The 14579-nt window shown below is 50.3% G+C and carries 15 protein-coding genes and 1 riboswitch; of the genes, 3 read left to right on the forward strand and 12 right to left on the reverse strand.

The annotated features are described in order from the left end of the window. Positions 1 to 98: 98 nt before the first annotated feature. From bioH to bioF, 5 genes are all read right to left on the reverse strand, one after another. Entirely contained in the window at positions 99 to 860 is a 762-nt protein-coding gene (bioH, locus tag Q320_RS0110215) for a pimeloyl-ACP methyl ester esterase BioH (protein WP_035853443.1), read from the reverse strand. A 114-nt stretch (positions 861 to 974) separates the two neighbouring features. Continuing rightward, the gene (locus tag Q320_RS0110220) at positions 975 to 1556 is read right to left on the reverse strand and encodes an NAD(P)H-dependent oxidoreductase (protein WP_027468918.1); all 582 of its coding nucleotides are present in this window, start codon (positions 1554 to 1556) and stop codon (positions 975 to 977) included. 50 nt (positions 1557 to 1606) lie between these two features. Next, positions 1607 to 2032 carry a MerR family transcriptional regulator gene (locus Q320_RS19430; RefSeq protein WP_051534653.1) on the reverse strand — a complete coding sequence of 142 codons (426 nt, stop codon included), beginning with the start codon at positions 2030 to 2032 and terminating at the stop codon, positions 1607 to 1609. Beyond that, the gene (locus tag Q320_RS0110230; RefSeq protein ID WP_027468919.1) at positions 2032 to 2886 is read right to left on the reverse strand and encodes a Rossmann-like and DUF2520 domain-containing protein; all 855 of its coding nucleotides are present in this window, start codon (positions 2884 to 2886) and stop codon (positions 2032 to 2034) included. The genes Q320_RS19430 and Q320_RS0110230 overlap by 1 nt, the downstream gene beginning before the upstream one ends. 83 nt (positions 2887 to 2969) lie before the next feature. After that, positions 2970 to 4130, reverse strand: coding sequence for an 8-amino-7-oxononanoate synthase (bioF, locus tag Q320_RS0110235; RefSeq protein WP_035853556.1), 1161 nt, complete (start codon positions 4128 to 4130; stop codon positions 2970 to 2972). Positions 4131 to 4404: 274 nt separating this feature from the next. On the opposite strand from bioF, the gene Q320_RS0110240 reads away from it, so the two are divergent. Beyond that, on the forward strand, positions 4405 to 5691 hold the full coding sequence (locus tag Q320_RS0110240; RefSeq protein WP_027468921.1) for a nitronate monooxygenase: 1287 nt from the start codon (positions 4405 to 4407) through the stop codon (positions 5689 to 5691). 147 nt (positions 5692 to 5838) lie between these two features. On the opposite strand, the gene dapA is transcribed toward Q320_RS0110240, so the two are convergent. Beyond that, the gene (dapA, locus tag Q320_RS0110245) at positions 5839 to 6717 is read right to left on the reverse strand and encodes a 4-hydroxy-tetrahydrodipicolinate synthase (RefSeq protein WP_027468922.1); all 879 of its coding nucleotides are present in this window, start codon (positions 6715 to 6717) and stop codon (positions 5839 to 5841) included. An 82-nt stretch (positions 6718 to 6799) separates the two neighbouring features. Then, positions 6800 to 6932: riboswitch (Lysine riboswitch) on the reverse strand. 377 nt (positions 6933 to 7309) lie between these two features. Here dapA and Q320_RS0110255 point away from each other — a divergent pair. Further along, a complete protein-coding gene (locus Q320_RS0110255; protein WP_084282569.1) occupies positions 7310 to 8296 on the forward strand; it encodes a type II secretion system F family protein in 987 nt (328 codons plus the stop codon). Between the two features lie 140 nt (positions 8297 to 8436). Here Q320_RS0110255 and Q320_RS0110260 read toward each other — a convergent pair whose 3' ends face one another. Further along, positions 8437 to 9279, reverse strand: coding sequence for a hypothetical protein (locus Q320_RS0110260; RefSeq protein ID WP_027468925.1), 843 nt, complete (start codon positions 9277 to 9279; stop codon positions 8437 to 8439). A gap of 167 nt (positions 9280 to 9446) precedes the next feature. Between Q320_RS0110260 and Q320_RS0110265 the strand changes: the two genes are divergently transcribed. Then, a complete protein-coding gene (locus Q320_RS0110265) occupies positions 9447 to 10106 on the forward strand; it encodes an HD domain-containing protein (RefSeq protein ID WP_084282571.1) in 660 nt (219 codons plus the stop codon). Positions 10107 to 10157: 51 nt separating this feature from the next. Here the strand turns inward: Q320_RS0110265 and Q320_RS0110270 are convergent, their stop codons facing one another. The 5 genes from Q320_RS0110270 to Q320_RS19440 all read right to left on the reverse strand — a co-directional run bounded on the left by Q320_RS0110270 (position 10158) and on the right by Q320_RS19440 (position 14472). Then, complete coding sequence (locus Q320_RS0110270; RefSeq protein WP_051534654.1) at positions 10158 to 10472, reverse strand: AzlD domain-containing protein; 315 nt, start codon at positions 10470 to 10472, stop codon at positions 10158 to 10160. Beyond that, positions 10472 to 11164 carry an AzlC family ABC transporter permease gene (locus Q320_RS0110275; protein WP_245590995.1) on the reverse strand — a complete coding sequence of 231 codons (693 nt, stop codon included), beginning with the start codon at positions 11162 to 11164 and terminating at the stop codon, positions 10472 to 10474. The genes Q320_RS0110270 and Q320_RS0110275 overlap by 1 nt, the downstream gene beginning before the upstream one ends. A 136-nt stretch (positions 11165 to 11300) precedes the next feature. Continuing rightward, positions 11301 to 12491 carry a glycoside hydrolase family 18 protein gene (locus Q320_RS0110280; RefSeq protein ID WP_027468929.1) on the reverse strand — a complete coding sequence of 397 codons (1191 nt, stop codon included), beginning with the start codon at positions 12489 to 12491 and terminating at the stop codon, positions 11301 to 11303. Positions 12492 to 12624: 133 nt separating this feature from the next. After that, the gene (locus Q320_RS19435; protein WP_035853445.1) at positions 12625 to 13317 is read right to left on the reverse strand and encodes a Bax inhibitor-1/YccA family protein; all 693 of its coding nucleotides are present in this window, start codon (positions 13315 to 13317) and stop codon (positions 12625 to 12627) included. An 87-nt stretch (positions 13318 to 13404) separates the two neighbouring features. Beyond that, positions 13405 to 14472, reverse strand: a complete 1068-nt coding sequence (locus Q320_RS19440; RefSeq protein WP_051534655.1) for an enoyl-CoA hydratase/isomerase family protein — start codon at positions 14470 to 14472, stop codon at positions 13405 to 13407. Positions 14473 to 14579: the final 107 nt, after the last annotated feature.

Below are 14579 nucleotides of genomic sequence, written 5' to 3' on the forward strand. Positions count from 1 at the left end.
GCATTAAAAAAGCCACCGATTTCGGTGGCTTTTTTTATTTATAAAATAGGCGTATATAGTTAAAAACCTTAATCAAAAAGGGCTACGACAACATACCCCTAATTACTTGCCAGAAATTTCAATTGTGCCGCCAAGAAATCCGCCCGATGCGACAAGAACGGCGCGTGCGCTGCGCCTTGATGCACGATCAATTCCACATCGCTCAATTGTGATTTCAGCCAATGCCCAGTTGGCAGCGGCGTTAATGTATCTCTATCGCCATATTGTAATAAGACGGGGCAAGTAATTTGGCTAATTTGATCGCGCAAATCAGTATCGCGCAAAATCGCCAAGCCCTCGCTCAGCGCCGTAATACTCGGTTCGCCATGCTTGAATAAATCGGCGAGTAGTTCTTTGGTCACCGCGCGCGCGCTGGCATCACCCATCGCTTGCAAACTAATAAAACGCTTTAATGTACCTTGCCAATCTAACTGCAATTGTTCAGCAAATTGCGCCAACACCGTCGCCGGCATCGCCGAACGCCAATCGGTCCGTTGCATAAAACACGGGCTAGAAGCGACCAAGGTCAAGGATTTTACTTTTTCTGGCTGCTGGATTGCCCACTGCGCCGCCACCGCGCCACCGAGTGACCAGCCGATGATTTGCACCGGATACGGAAACGCCGCATCCATGGCATCGACCATCATTTGCAGACTGAGCGCGTCAGTTACAATTGACGCGCCGTGCCCCGGCAAATCGACCAAATGCACGCAATAATCCTGCGCTAATTCATCCGCAATACCATTCCACACCGTGCTATTCATCGCCCAGCCGTGCAATAACACCAAATCCGGCCCACGGCCACGCGTTTCAATCCACATTATTGTTCCAGCCAACATTCAAAACGGAGTCGAAGTTTACCGCCTCGCGCGGTGGATTTGCGCCACAGCCCAAAAACTTTTCGCTTGGCTTTCGGGTTACAGCGCTAAACAAGCTTAAATCCGTGTCGCCAAAGCGCTGGTCTGCGCCAGCCAAGCTGATCTATGCGCAGGTTGCGCACTGATTACAGGGCCAAAAACGGCCGATTTTGTCACCTTAATCCCGCAAAATTCCAACGTGGTTTTGCGCATTTGCCGCAAGACCGACAAACGATACACCCAGCGGTAATACCACGGTGGCGTGTCCATCGTGACCAGTAGATGCGCACTGCGCCCCTTGAGTAATTTGACTTGGAAACTGGAATCTTCTTGGTATTTGAACGCGAATCCCGGCACAAAAATGCGATCAATAAAACCTTTCAGCAGCGCTGGCGCAGCGCCCCACCAAACCGGGTAAACCAAGGCAATATGCTCAGCCCATTCAATTTGTGCCTGCGCTTGAGTCAAATCAGCCTCCAAGGGCTGAATCTGCCGATACCCATGGCGTAAAATCGGATCGAACTGCAAATCACCCAGCTTCAACACCTGAACCTGATGCCCAGCGGCCTCAGCGCTCGCCGCATATTGCGCACTCAGCGCTCCGCAAAAACTATCGTCTAAAGAATGCCCCAGAATCACCAATACTTTTTTGCTCATCATGCGCCCTCGCGTCAAAAAGCATTAGCCTAAGTCTGCCCCTAAGGACAGAGTCAAGGGCTTTCATCTGCGGCGCAAAAGGCGTAAAACTTGGCCTGCTCTGGTGTTGGCTCGGCGGCCAAAGGCGCGCCTGATAAACATTCATTTATTTCGCTGTGCATCGCCTGTAAACACGCTTCCAGCGTTTGCAAACGCACAATTTCTTGATGAACTGCCGTGCGTTTATGCTCAATTTGCCGATTCATCTCCTGCCAATCCAATTGGCCATCGGCGTCTTGCTTAAACACTTTGCCCAATTCAGACAGACGAAAGCCCAAGCTTTGCGCCTGCTTAATCCATTGCACCACTTGCACGTCTTGCTGGCGATAGACTCGGTAAACCCCCAGCCGCACGACGTCCCCCAACAAACCCAAGCTTTCATAGTGCCGAATCGCCTTGGGACTAGCGCCGCTCAGTTTAGCTAATTGACCGATATACATTAAATACCTCGATGAAGTAGGCGATTCAAAGCCGCCGGATCGCTTAAACGCTCACCCGCCAAAGTCACCGTCGCCAAGCCCAGAGCGCGATACGCCGCTTGCTGTGATTCAGGCAACACCGACAAATGCTTAGCAACGGTCGCCGCATCGCCGCGCACAATCGGCCCGGTCAAAGCATTGGCCGTACCGAGGGCTTGAATATTACTTAATGTCTGCTGCATCAGCCCCAACACCAATTGATTCGCCATCTCGGGGGCAATACCTGCCTGCTGTGCGGTTTGTAAAGAGAGATCGGCCAGCGTCACGAGGTAATTCGCCGCCATCGATAGCGCGGCGTGATAAGCGATTTTTCCGCCTTCAGCCAGTGCAAACGGTGCGCCGCCGATGGCATGCGCAAATTGATTGAGCTGCTCACAAGCGAGCGCATCGCCTTCAATCGCGCAGGGCGTACCCACAAAAGTCGCGACCGCACGCGCTGGGTCGGCAAAAGAAAATGCCGGATGCAAGCTTGCAATCAATGCGCCTTGCGCTTGCATGGGTGCGAGGATTTTCGCTTCTAGCGCGCCGCTGGCGTGGAAAACAACATTGCCTGCATTCAGCAGATTTTCTGCGGCCAAATCTGCGGCCACGCTAGCAATTGCGGTATCTGGCACGGCAATCAGCCACAAATCCGCAGCGGGCAAATCACGCATCGACGCACAAGCTCGCCCAGCACCAATAAAAACCACACCTTCATTGGCGCGATTTTCCGAGTGTGCCAACACACCGCCCATTTGGTATTGCCCAGAATTCAGCGCCAAACGCGCCAAGCTTTTCCCCAGCCGTCCAGGGCCAATGAGATTCAGTGTTTTCATTGCGACCTTTGCGGCTTATTACGATTTATTAATAGGTATTGCCATTGAAGCCAAATAAAGCAATAGCCAGATAGCAATACCTATTAACTACCTTTTAAAATTTTTAATAGGATTTCACACAGCGCAGCCACCTCTGCCTCCGTATGCGCCGCAGTCAAAATCACCCGCAAGCGCGGCGTTGGCACCGTTGGCGGGCGGATTGCGGCGACCCAGAATCCGGCATCAAATAGCGCTTGCGAAATGGCAACAGCGGTTTCAACATCAGGCAGAATAATCGGCTGAATCGCCGTGCGTGAGGGCAGTAATTCGCAGCGACCCGCCAGCGTTTCGCGGAAATACGCGATATGACGATGCAAAGTATCGCGCCGCGCAATGTCCGTCTCAATGACGTCCAAACTCGCGTGCATCGCCGCTGCAATCATCGGCGGTGCAGCCGTTGTATAGATATACGGCTTGGCCGTATTGATCAGATAGTCAATCACGACTTGCTCTGCAGCGATATACGCCCCTGCTACGCCAGCGGCCTTGCCCAAAGTCGCCATATAAATAATCCGTGGCGACGCTAAACCCAGCTCCACTAACGTGCCCCGCCCCTCGCCCAGCACGCCAAAGCCATGCGCGTCGTCGATATAGAGCATGGCGTCATAGGCTTCAGCCAGCGCCAGCATTTGGGCCAGCGGCGCGATGTCGCCATCCATACTAAACACCGCGTCGACGATAATCAGTTTGCGTTTGGCGCTACTGGCGGCGAGTAGTCGTTCTAAGGCCGCCACATCGCTATGCGGGAAGCGTTTTACATCCGCGCGCGACAAAGCCATCGCATCATTGAGCGACGCGTGATTGGTTTTATCGGCAAACACCGCATCACCACGACCGACCAAACCCGTGACAACGGCCAGATTAGCCATATAGCCAGTCGATAAAGTGATCGCAGCGGGTTTTCCCGCCCACGCTGCAAGGCGCTCTTCAAGCTCTTGCTCGACCGCAAAATGCCCCGCCACCAAATGCGAAGCGCCGCTGCCCACGCCCCAGCGCGCCGCACCCGCTTGCGCGGCGGCAACGATGGCGGGGTGATTCGCCAAACCCAAATAATCGTTGCTGCAAAAATTAAGTAATTCGCGCCCCGCCACCGTCACGCGTGCGCCTTGAGCCGATTCCAACACGCGCCGTGTACGATATAAAGACGCCGCTTTACGCTCTGTCAGCTCAGCGGCTAATTGTGCAAATAAGCTGATTTCTGTCATTAAAAATTCCTTGGCAATCCAGCCCAGCATTCTAAATGGATTTAGTTCGCCAAGGAAAACCTGCTGCAAATACTGACTAAAATAGAAATAAATACACGCTAAATTAAGTCAATTTAGAAAGAAATACCAAAAATACCACCGTGACAATTGCAATTTATTGCGCATTGTCATCATTCAAGCAAGCCAGAGCCCCTATTTCCACGTTATCATTCGCCATTCAAAATTTACTCATCATTGAGCCCGTGTGCAGCGGGCTTATGAACGGATTAATCTAATGAAGCGTGTTGATGATTTTCGTCTGAAATTTGGCAAAGAAGCAGATCAAAAAGAATATGTACCGATTATGATCGGCGGGATGGGCGTAGATATTTCTACAGCCGACTTGGCACTCGAAGCCTGCCGCTTAGGCGGTATTGGGCATATTTCCGATGCGATGATTAATACCGTTACCGATCGCCGCTACAACACCAAATACGTTAAAGATAAACTCAAACAATACAAATTCAACGTTGCTAATTCCGACAAAGCGGTGGTGCAGTTCGACTTAAAACAGCTTGAAGAAGCCACGCGTTTACACGTTGAAGCGACAATGACGCGCAAGCAAGGCGATGGCCTGATCTTCATCAACTGTATGGAAAAGTTGACGATGAACGGCCCGAAAGAAACCATCCGCGTGCGCATGAACGCAGCGCTCGATGCGGGTATCGACGGCATTACGCTCGCCGCTGGCTTGCATTTAGGCTCGTTTGCACTGATTCAAGACCATCCGCGTTTCCATGAAGCCAAGCTAGGAATTATTGTTTCCTCAGTTCGCGCACTACAGCTATTCATCAAAAAATCAGCCCGCACCAATCGCCTCCCTGATTACGTTGTCGTCGAAGGCCCGCTTGCTGGCGGTCACTTGGGCTTTGGTATGGACTGGGCCGACTACAAGTTAGAAGACATCGTCGCCGAAGTGGTTGCTTGGATCAAAGAGCAAGGCTACGACAATATGCCAGTGATCGCTGCAGGTGGCGTATTTACTGGCTCGGATGCGGTGAAATTCTTGGAAATGGGCTGCGGCGGCGTGCAAGTTGCGACGCGCTTTACCGTGACTAAAGAATGCGGCCTGCCCAATGATGTGAAGCAAGAATATTACAAAGCCGATGAAGATTTGATCGAAGTGAATCAAATCTCGCCAACGGGCTATCCAATGCGCATGTTGAAAAACACGCCAGCGATTGGCTCAGGCATTCGTCCAAATTGCGAAGCCTACGGTTATTTGCTCGATGCCAACGGCGGCTGCGCGTATATCAATGCCTACAACAAAGTCATCGAAGAAAACCCAACAGCGAAAAAAATCTCTGAAATTCACGTTTTCGAGAAAACCTGTTTGTGTACGCACATGCGTAACTTTGATTGCTGGACTTGCGGCCATTACACCTACCGTTTGAAAGACACCACCAATCGCTTGCCAGATGGCCGCTATCAATTGCTCACCGCCGAGCATGTGTTTAAAGACTACCAATTCAGCACCGACAATAAAGTCGCGCTGCCAGAACTCGACGAAACAGCAGTTTAAATCGCCAAAAACTAATAAACCCGCGTTTGCGGGTTTATTTTTGTCTGGAAAAATTGGGGCAGTTTTTAATAAAACATACTTACATACTGTATTGCCACTTAGCCATTATAAAATAAAGCCCAGGTAGCAATACCCATTACTGAAGAATTAAACCAGCGCAGCGATTTCCTGATCTTTAGCCAAAATCGGCGCCAGCGACGCCAAATCTTCGGCGCACAGCGGCAGGCGTAATTCGTTCGATGCAATGCGGCCTTGGTGATGCATGATGGCTTTGGTGGGGATTGGGCTTGGCGCAATGAATAGCGTTTCCGCAGCCAAGCGCAGCGCGTCGCCAATCGCAACACCTGCCAAACCACGTTGCACCCAGCTCGCCACTTGCTGTGGCCATACATTGCTGGCGACCGATACCAAACCCGCCGCTCCTAAAGCTGCGTGTTCGGCGAACAAAACGTCGTCACCCGAATACCAAGCGATTTGCGGATACGCTGCTTTCAGTTCAGCAAACCGTGCCGCATTACCGCCAGACTCTTTCACCGCCCAAAAATTGGCGTGACCGAGCAAGCCAGCAATCGCACCTTCCGCCAAAGGCACACCCGCGCGCGATGGGATGTTGTACAGCATGCAAGGTTTGCTAACGGCATTCAGTAAAGCCTCAAACCAGCGGCGCTGGCCATTCGCGCCGGGTTTGGCGTAAATCGGCGTCACCAGCAAATAACTAGAGATTGGCTGCGTTTCGCAGAAAGCCAACCATTCAAGCTGGCTAGGCAAATCCAAGCCGCCCACGCCAACCATCAAAGGGATGTCCAAATTCAAACTACAGGCGTGCTGCACAACATCTTGGCGCTCGGCGACGCTGAGATTGCTGCCTTCACCGGTTGAGCCAAGCAACACCACGCCATTGCCCGCAGATTCTTGTTCGCGCAGCAGCAAAGTAAACGTTGCAAAGTCGATTGCGCCGTCAGCCAGCATCGGCGTAATAATCGCAGTCCACAAGGTGATATTTTGAGGGGGCAGTACAGAAGTCATGCAGTTCTCCAATTTAAAGACGATTGGAGAGAGGAAAAGTGCGGTAATGACGCGGCAGCAAAAGGCTGGCCTAGGGGAAATCATTACCAAGAGCACTCCAGCGGCCGGTGTGGCTACTGACAGTCCAGAGGATTCAGCCTCTGTAACCAGCAAAATGGATTCAAGCCCCATTCCGCTTCGGCCTTGCTCCCCCTAGTAGCACCGCTGGCGTAATAAACATACAAAAATTCTCACACAAAGCGCAAAGTCGAAGACAGTACAAAACGTACGGCGAGACGAAGCAATGCAGTGTGAGGACTTTTGTTTTTAATACACTCAGAGCTTGAACTCTGCGGTGATACGACCTGGGCAAGGCGCCTCTCTTGTCGTTCAAGCCCGTATTGCAACCCAGCCGCCTAAAAATGTCAATCCTGAAAGAAAAATCTAAAACGGCTTAGTCCACGAAAAACACGAAAGGCACGAAAAAAGGCAAAATTTAAAAGCAATATTCGCCTTGGTTTTCTTTCGTGTCTTTTCGTGCCTTTCGTGGACAACCGTTTTTGATTTTAGATGTGGCTCACGCTCGCCTTTGCGACGCACATCAGCAATACTCATGCCTATGAAAAGTAAATCCTCACTCCCTTGGCAAGTTCGCGCCGAGCTGTTTTCGCAGTTGGCAACTTTAGAGCGCGCCGGTCTGCCGACCGACCATGCTCTGGCCACTATCAACTTGCCCCAGCGCTATCAAACCCATCTAGCCGCAATGCGCAAAGCGCTCACTCGCGGCAAAACCATTGCCCAAGCTGGCGCGCAAGCGGGGATTTTTAACTCACTAGAAACCGCGCTGATTGCCGCCGCCTGCCAAGCCGGTAGCCCAGCCGCCACGTATACGCGTCTGGCCGAGCAAGCCGCGCTACACGCGCGTTTAGCCAAACAAATCCGCGCCAAATTAGCACTACCTGCCTTGATGCTGCTGCTGGGTTTACTCATCAACCCACTACCCGCGCTCATCATGGGTACACTGAGCGTGGGCGGCTATTTATTCGGCGTATTGATGCCGCTCATATTGATTGCAGTAACGTATATGCTGGGGAAAGGCGTATTCAATACCTTTGAGCGCGATACCTCATCCAGCATGGCAAGCACGATTTTGCAATTGCCCTTATTTGGCGCTTGGTATTTACGCAGCAAACAGCGTGATTTTGTCGATAGTTTGGCGCTGCTACTGCATGCAGGCGTATCGATGTTTGAAGCGATCCCCATCGCCCAATCGACGATCCACAGCGCCTGTTTAGAAGCGCAGTGCAAGCCGCTATTGCGGCAATTACAGCGCGGGCAAAGCCTCACCGAAGCGCTGACCTTCGTGCCATGGCTGGCGGATGAAACGCTGATCGCGATGGTTAAAACAGGAGAAAGCAGCGGCACATTGCCCGAAATGCTACAACGCGTCGCAGCACAGCTCAGCGCCAATTTAGAACACACCGCCACCCAATTCGCCGCATGGCTACCGCGAATTATTTACGCACTGATTGCTGGCTGGATGGCGTGGGGAATTATTGGCAGCGGCGCATTTATGCCGCAAATACCGGCGGATTTATAAAGTCAAAAACTTGGATCACGAAAGGCACGAACAAGGCCGAAAAAACTAAAAAGCTGAAAATATTAAGCTTTTATAACTTAGTGCTAAACTTGCGAAGACTAAGCGACGATCTAACACAGAAATATTTAAAAAGCCTTAAACTAACTCATGCGATTAATAATCTCATCTGCTTCATCACATACAGCTAGTTGTTCATCCAGCACCGCAATATAATGTTCAATTTTTCGCATAGCCCGTGGATTTGAAGGGTTAGAGAAAAAAATTACTTTTTCCTTTATAGTTTGAATCCACTTCCTAATATTTTCATTTGCTTCACGCTCACTATCTGCATTAAAAACACTTCCAGATCCTCCAAAGCTAAAGCTATGTTGCAAGCTTTGAAAAGGAAAAATCGCAATGCCATCCCCATCACTTCTAGTCATACGATGAAACATTTTATTTATGCAAGGATCGTCAATATCCTTAACATACTGACTAAAAATCTTATCAATCTCGATAAAAGGAGTACCAGTATCATTTGAGTCACGTTGAAATAATGCCACCTTTGACTCAGCATCGCATGCATTCTGATAAGCTGTACCAATAAACTGTTCATCAGAATGATAAATGAGACCGCGCGTAATATGACCTCTACACAAAAGTCCAGATTGCAAGAACTTCATTGAAATGTTCCAACAGAAATTAATTAAATTAATTGCCCCTGCTGGAGATATTTCTGTAGAGATCACAACACAATCAGATATTTGTAACAATTGAAAGTCGAGATCATCTTTTATTCGTTGACTATTTGGACATATGGATGGGCCATAAGAGCCATACATCTGTCTCTCATTTTTAGCTCCAAAGTTTTTGAGCAGCTCAAGTATTTGATTCAAAGTTAAGCCATTACCAGACTCGGAATTTTTGACCAGATCCTTGAAACCAAGAATATCAACAAATGCGACAAATTTTTCTTTAAATTCAGGTAGGTTATGCTCTGACACAGATAAATTCTCATTGCAGTTATAAAGCCATACTGGCGGGATTAGTTTAATCAATTTGCAGTCTATGACTGAGATTAACCCACACTACGCACTGAGAAGCCAACTATTAAAATTTGAAATTAAGAAATTTAGCTTAATTTTTATACTCAACCCAACGAGCAGTTCACATGACAACCCCAACACCAATCAATCGCGAAATCAAAAACTGGCAATCACGCCTCATCAATATTGCAACAGCCAATTCGATGGAGGATGGTGCGCATGATTTGAATCATTTGCATCGCGTCTGGAATACAGCACATGTCCTACTTAAGGAACATGCCGAAGCCGATGCGCTGGTCGTTCTTGCGGCTTGCTATTTGCATGATCTGGTCAACTTATCAAAGAACGATCCACAGCGACACTTGGCCTCTCGCCAAGCTGCGGTCAAAGCTTGTGCAGCGCTCGATTTAATCGACTTTCCAAGCGATAAATTAAGCGCAGTCGCGCACGCGATTGAAGCGCATAGCTTTTCTGCGGGGATTTTAGCGCAGTCTATCGAAGCGCAAATCGTGCAAGATGCCGATCGACTCGATGCTTTAGGCGCTGTCGGTTTGGCGCGGCTGTTTTACACGGCAGGTCGAATGGAAAGCAGCTTGGCGCATCCAAGCGACCCAATGGCTTTGCAGCGCGAAATGGATGACAAGCGCTACGCACTCGATCACATTGAAGTTAAATTAGCGACTTTACCGCCAACAATGAATACGGTGGCGGGTAGGCAACTCGGTGAAGATCGACTGGAATGGTTAAGGAATTTCCGCGATACCTTTGTTGCTGAATGGGGGTAGTCCTATTTCGTGTTTTTTGAATTACTTTCGTGCCTTTCGTGATCCCCGCTTTTACAGCAGCCGGAAGGCGTAATACACCGCCATGCCCACAAAGATGCCTAGCATCAATTTTTTGCTGCGCCAAACGATGATGCCAGTGCTGATAGCGCCAGCAAGTTGTGGACTGAGCCATTGCCATTCGTGGTGCGGGATAAAGATTTCCGGCACGATAATCGCCGTTAATACGGCGACCGGTACATACGCTGCGGCTTGGCGTAGTTTGGGCGGAAAACGCTCGCCGACGCCGGGCAGAAAAAACGATACGCGCAGACCGTAGGTCACCAGCGCCATACCCAGCAGCAATAATAAACTCGTCAGTATATCCATCAAGCCTTTTCCTTTAGATGCATAGCGGCCAATACCCCGCAGAACACCGCCAGCAGCAAACCTAGTTTGTACGGCAAACCATGCGCCAGCAAGGCGGTCACACCCGCAACAATCGCACAGGCTACTTGCGAACGCGTAATCAGTAGCGGCACGACGATGCCCGTGAACGTCGCGACCATCGCAAATTCCAAGCCCCAATGTTGCAACTCAGGAATATTCTGCCCCAGCACAATGCCAATCGCGGTAAAGCTCACCCACGTCGTGAAATTAACGAAACCTGAGCCGAACATCACGGCGTCCAGCGGCACAATCTGGCGGCTAGATGCACTTTGCACCACGGCAAAAGTTTCGTCGGTCAGAAAAAACGCCAAAGCGGCGCGGCGCAGAAAAGGCAGATGCGCAAACGGCAGCTGCAAAGTGGCGCTGTACAGCGCGTGGCGCAGATTGACGATCAGGGTTGTAAATACAATCACCGGCAGCGCCGCGCCCGCCGCGAGCAAACTGAGCGCCAAAAACTGGCTGGAACCGGCGTAAACAAACACCGACATCGCCAACGTCGCCCACGGCGACAAGCCAGCCGGCGCAGCCAGCGTGCCAAAAATCAGCCCAAACGGCGCAACGCCCATTTGCAGCGGTAAAGTGTCCAGCGCCCCAGTTTTAAAGGCTTGCCAGTAAGTCATTAATGGATTCATCGCCCTATCATATTGGAGCTGACGCAGGCTGGCTAGGCTGAGAAACCGAATTGACAACAGCGCTTGGGATTCGGTCTGCAAAACTGAAAATGGGCAGGCTTGCGCCCACCCATTCATTGATCAACTGCAACGTCGCTTATTTTTTCGGGTACAGGCTTTGACTCAAGCTATTGAGCAAGGTGAAATCGGCATCATCCTGCGTAATTTCCCAAATCATCACGCCACCAAGCTTATTGTCTTTAACGTATTTCACTTTTTCAGCCAGCGAGATCGGATCATCAAAAGTCAGCAATTCTTTTTTGCCCGCGTGATATAGATAAGGTGCGTTGCCAGCTTCTTTACTCCGATAGGCTTTCCAACCACTCGCTTTGGCATAACGCGTTTGGAAATCACCCCACATTGCCACGCCCTGCTCGGCTTCGTCTTTTAAGCCCGCACCATTCATTGCTTGCCCCAAGCCATCGCCTTTTTCACCTGCTGCCACATTACCTAGGCCGCGCACATAAAATGGCACGCCCAGCACTAACTGGGCCGGTTTCGCACCTTGGGCTAGGAAATACTCAACCGCTTTGCTGCTTGATAAAACCTGACCATCAGGATCGCCCGGCACGGCATGCAAACTGGCTTGCAAGGTCGATGTTTTGCTCCAACTGCCAGCGCGGTCATACGCCATCAAATTCACCCAATCGAGCAATGGTAACGCCGACTTCATGTCATACCCGCCCATCACCCAACCACCGTTATTGGCGGGCACGGCGACGGTCAAGAAATACGTTTTTTTATCCGCCTTGCCTGCAGCATCCAAACCATTACGCAAATCGCGCAATAGGCTCACCCAGTTTTGCAAATCTGCTGGCGACGCATCGGCGGCATAATCACCACCGGTGACGGGATGCTCCCAATCCAGATCCAAGCCCACGCATTGCGAATCGCGCATAATGCCAATTGCGGATTGAACTAGCTTATTACGCCCCACTTCGGTGCGCGCCGCTTTTGCGATATTGCGCGAGCCAGTCCAACCGCCAATCGCCCACATGCAATTAAACTGCGGATTGGTTTTTCTGACGTTGGCAAACTGCGCTTTCCATAAATCGGCACCGGCCTTGGTCGACGCTGGAATAAACGCCGTACCATCAGCACCGACTTCAATAAACGACAAAATGCCGAAATTAAGTTTGGCGAGTTGCGGCCCGACTTTGGCGACCACGGCAGCGTCGCGCCACGTTGGTAAGTAGGAAATCAGTTTTTCAGCCGCCAATGCAGACGTTGGCAGCAACACACTCGGCGCAGACAGCGCCAACACACTCAAGCATTTTGATAAATTCATTCTCACGACGATCTCCTCCACGGTATTGCGATACCGTTGTTTACAATACCAAGGAGTATATCGTGCGATAGCGTGTAAATAAGCATAAAAAAACGCCACCGTGCAGGTGGCGTTTTTGCGAAGATCATCCAGCTTAGTCACGGCTATTGCCAGTAAATGCCATGATGATATTGAGCAAGCTTACAAATACATTATAGATATTTAAGTACAGGCTCAAAGTAGCGCTGATGTAATTGGTTTCACCACCATTCACAATACGGCTTACATCGTACAAGATGTAGGCAGAGAAAATCATCAGAACTGCGGCAGAAATCGTCAATGACAAAGCAGGGATCGCAAAGAAAATATTGGCTACTGCAGCCAACAACACCACAACCATGCCGATGAACAAGAATTTACCCATAAAGGAAAAGTCTTTTTTCGTTACGGTAGCAATCGTCGCCAAAGTAAAGAAGATCGCGGCAGTGCCAATTGCGGCCATGCCAATCATTTCTGCGCCATTACTAAATTTCATTGCCGATTGCAGGATTTGGCTGAGCCACAAGCCCATAAAACCAGTCCACGCCAACAAGATAAACACGCCAGCGCTGCTTTCTTTGGTTTTTTCAATCGCGTAAAACGCGCCAAAACTCACCAACATAAACAGACCAAAGCCCATAAAGCCGCTAACGCGGAAATTAAGCGACATACCGAGCAAAGCGCCCGCTGCCGTTGGCAACATCGTCAATGCCAATAAGAAATAAGTATTACGTAAAACTTGATTACGCTCCGCCGACAGCGCGCCGCTGTTATACGTCGTTGCATTATTGAAGTTATTAAATTGCATGGTGAACCTCCAGATTGATTCGTGCTGGTACTGTATCACCAGCTAAGAGGCTGGCAAAGCAAAAAAGTTTCCTGCTTTCGAAAATATTCAGTTAAAGAGCATTAGAAATACACTACGTAATTGTGACATATCCAAATGAGCCACTGAAGTCTGCTGCCACGCGTGGGCTTTACTGCGATCAAATAAGGTCGAATAAATCCCTGCAGTAAAATCGCCATAGCGCAAACAGGCTGCACTGACCTGCGTTTCTAGCTGTACGGTTTCTACAAAACTCAGCTCAGCACATTGCGTTTGCAAAGTCCAAGCCAGCCATAATGAGGTTGGCGATGCTTTCTTGATGCGCTCAGCAGCATGCGCCAGCCAAGGATCATTTGATCCAGCTAAATCGCCCAACTCAGACAGCGTTTCCTGCAAAGATGAACCGTGGCGATCTTGTAATAGCGCCAGATGCGGCGCTAAATGGCCAGCGGCTAAATGGGACACAGGCAGTTGATGCTGCAAAAAATCACTCAGCAGCGCGTGATCACTAAGCTGCCCAGTCCACGGTAAAGCCGTTAATTGCTCAATCACCGCATGCCGCGATGCATCGGGCAAAGCCCAGTGTGCTGCGCCCGTCAACAGCGCATCAGCCGCATTAATCGCCGCGCCCGACAGCGCCAAAAATTGGCCGCATCCCGCCAAACTTGGCAGCCAGCGACTGGCAGCGACATCTGGAAACAGGCCAATCGCGGTTTCTGGCATCGCCAATTTGCTCGACTCAGTCACCACGCAATGACTAGCAGCGGCAAATAAGCCCCAACCGCCACCCATCACAATGCCATGTCCCCATGCCAGCACCGGCGTGGAAAAATCACGAATCATCTGGCACAGCGCGTACTCTTCGGCAAAAAACGCCTCACCTTCAGCAATTTGCCCCGGCTGCGTCATTGCGTAATACAGGGCTTTCAAATCACCGCCCGCACAAAATCCGCGCTCGCCAGCACCGATCAACACCACCGCGACGACATCAGCACGGCTTTGCCATTGCTGCAAAGCCTGCGTCATTTGCCGCACCATGCTCAGGTTTTGCGCATTAATTCGCTCCGGCGCCGACAAAGCCAAAATCCCAATCTGTCCGCCGTTTGCGGCCGGCATCAAGCGTACGTGTACCGTCATTACTGTCCTTTTAAGCATTATCTACACAAAAACTCAAAAGCATTAGATCGTCATACCGGCGCAGACCGATATCCAAAGCACAGCGAAAATCACCATTGCAGCTGGAT

Source organism: Deefgea rivuli DSM 18356, assembly GCF_000620145.1.
GTDB lineage: Bacteria > Pseudomonadota > Gammaproteobacteria > Burkholderiales > Chitinibacteraceae > Deefgea > Deefgea rivuli.

Bases quoted from the DNA above. Each gene is read 5' to 3' on its own strand.
- bioH (WP_035853443.1), bottom strand. From the start codon at position 860: ATGTGGATTGAAACGCGTGGCCGTGGGCCGGATTTGGTGTTATTGCAC.
- Q320_RS0110220 (WP_027468918.1), bottom strand. From the start codon at position 1,556: ATGATGAGCAAAAAAGTATTGGTGATTCTGGGGCATTCTTTAGACGAT.
- Q320_RS19430 (WP_051534653.1), bottom strand. From the start codon at position 2,032: ATGTATATCGGTCAATTAGCTAAACTGAGCGGCGCTAGTCCCAAGGCG.
- Q320_RS0110230 (WP_027468919.1), bottom strand. From the start codon at position 2,886: ATGAAAACACTGAATCTCATTGGCCCTGGACGGCTGGGGAAAAGCTTG.
- bioF (WP_035853556.1), bottom strand. From the start codon at position 4,130: ATGACAGAAATCAGCTTATTTGCACAATTAGCCGCTGAGCTGACAGAG.
- Q320_RS0110240 (WP_027468921.1), top strand. From the start codon at position 4,405: ATGAAGCGTGTTGATGATTTTCGTCTGAAATTTGGCAAAGAAGCAGAT.
- dapA (WP_027468922.1), bottom strand. From the start codon at position 6,717: ATGACTTCTGTACTGCCCCCTCAAAATATCACCTTGTGGACTGCGATT.
- Q320_RS0110255 (WP_084282569.1), top strand. From the start codon at position 7,310: ATGCCTATGAAAAGTAAATCCTCACTCCCTTGGCAAGTTCGCGCCGAG.
- Q320_RS0110265 (WP_084282571.1), top strand. From the start codon at position 9,447: ATGACAACCCCAACACCAATCAATCGCGAAATCAAAAACTGGCAATCA.
- Q320_RS0110270 (WP_051534654.1), bottom strand. From the start codon at position 10,472: ATGGATATACTGACGAGTTTATTATTGCTGCTGGGTATGGCGCTGGTG.
- Q320_RS0110275 (WP_245590995.1), bottom strand. From the start codon at position 11,164: ATGAATCCATTAATGACTTACTGGCAAGCCTTTAAAACTGGGGCGCTG.
- Q320_RS0110280 (WP_027468929.1), bottom strand. From the start codon at position 12,491: ATGAATTTATCAAAATGCTTGAGTGTGTTGGCGCTGTCTGCGCCGAGT.
- Q320_RS19435 (WP_035853445.1), bottom strand. From the start codon at position 13,317: ATGCAATTTAATAACTTCAATAATGCAACGACGTATAACAGCGGCGCG.
- Q320_RS19440 (WP_051534655.1), bottom strand. From the start codon at position 14,472: ATGACGGTACACGTACGCTTGATGCCGGCCGCAAACGGCGGACAGATT.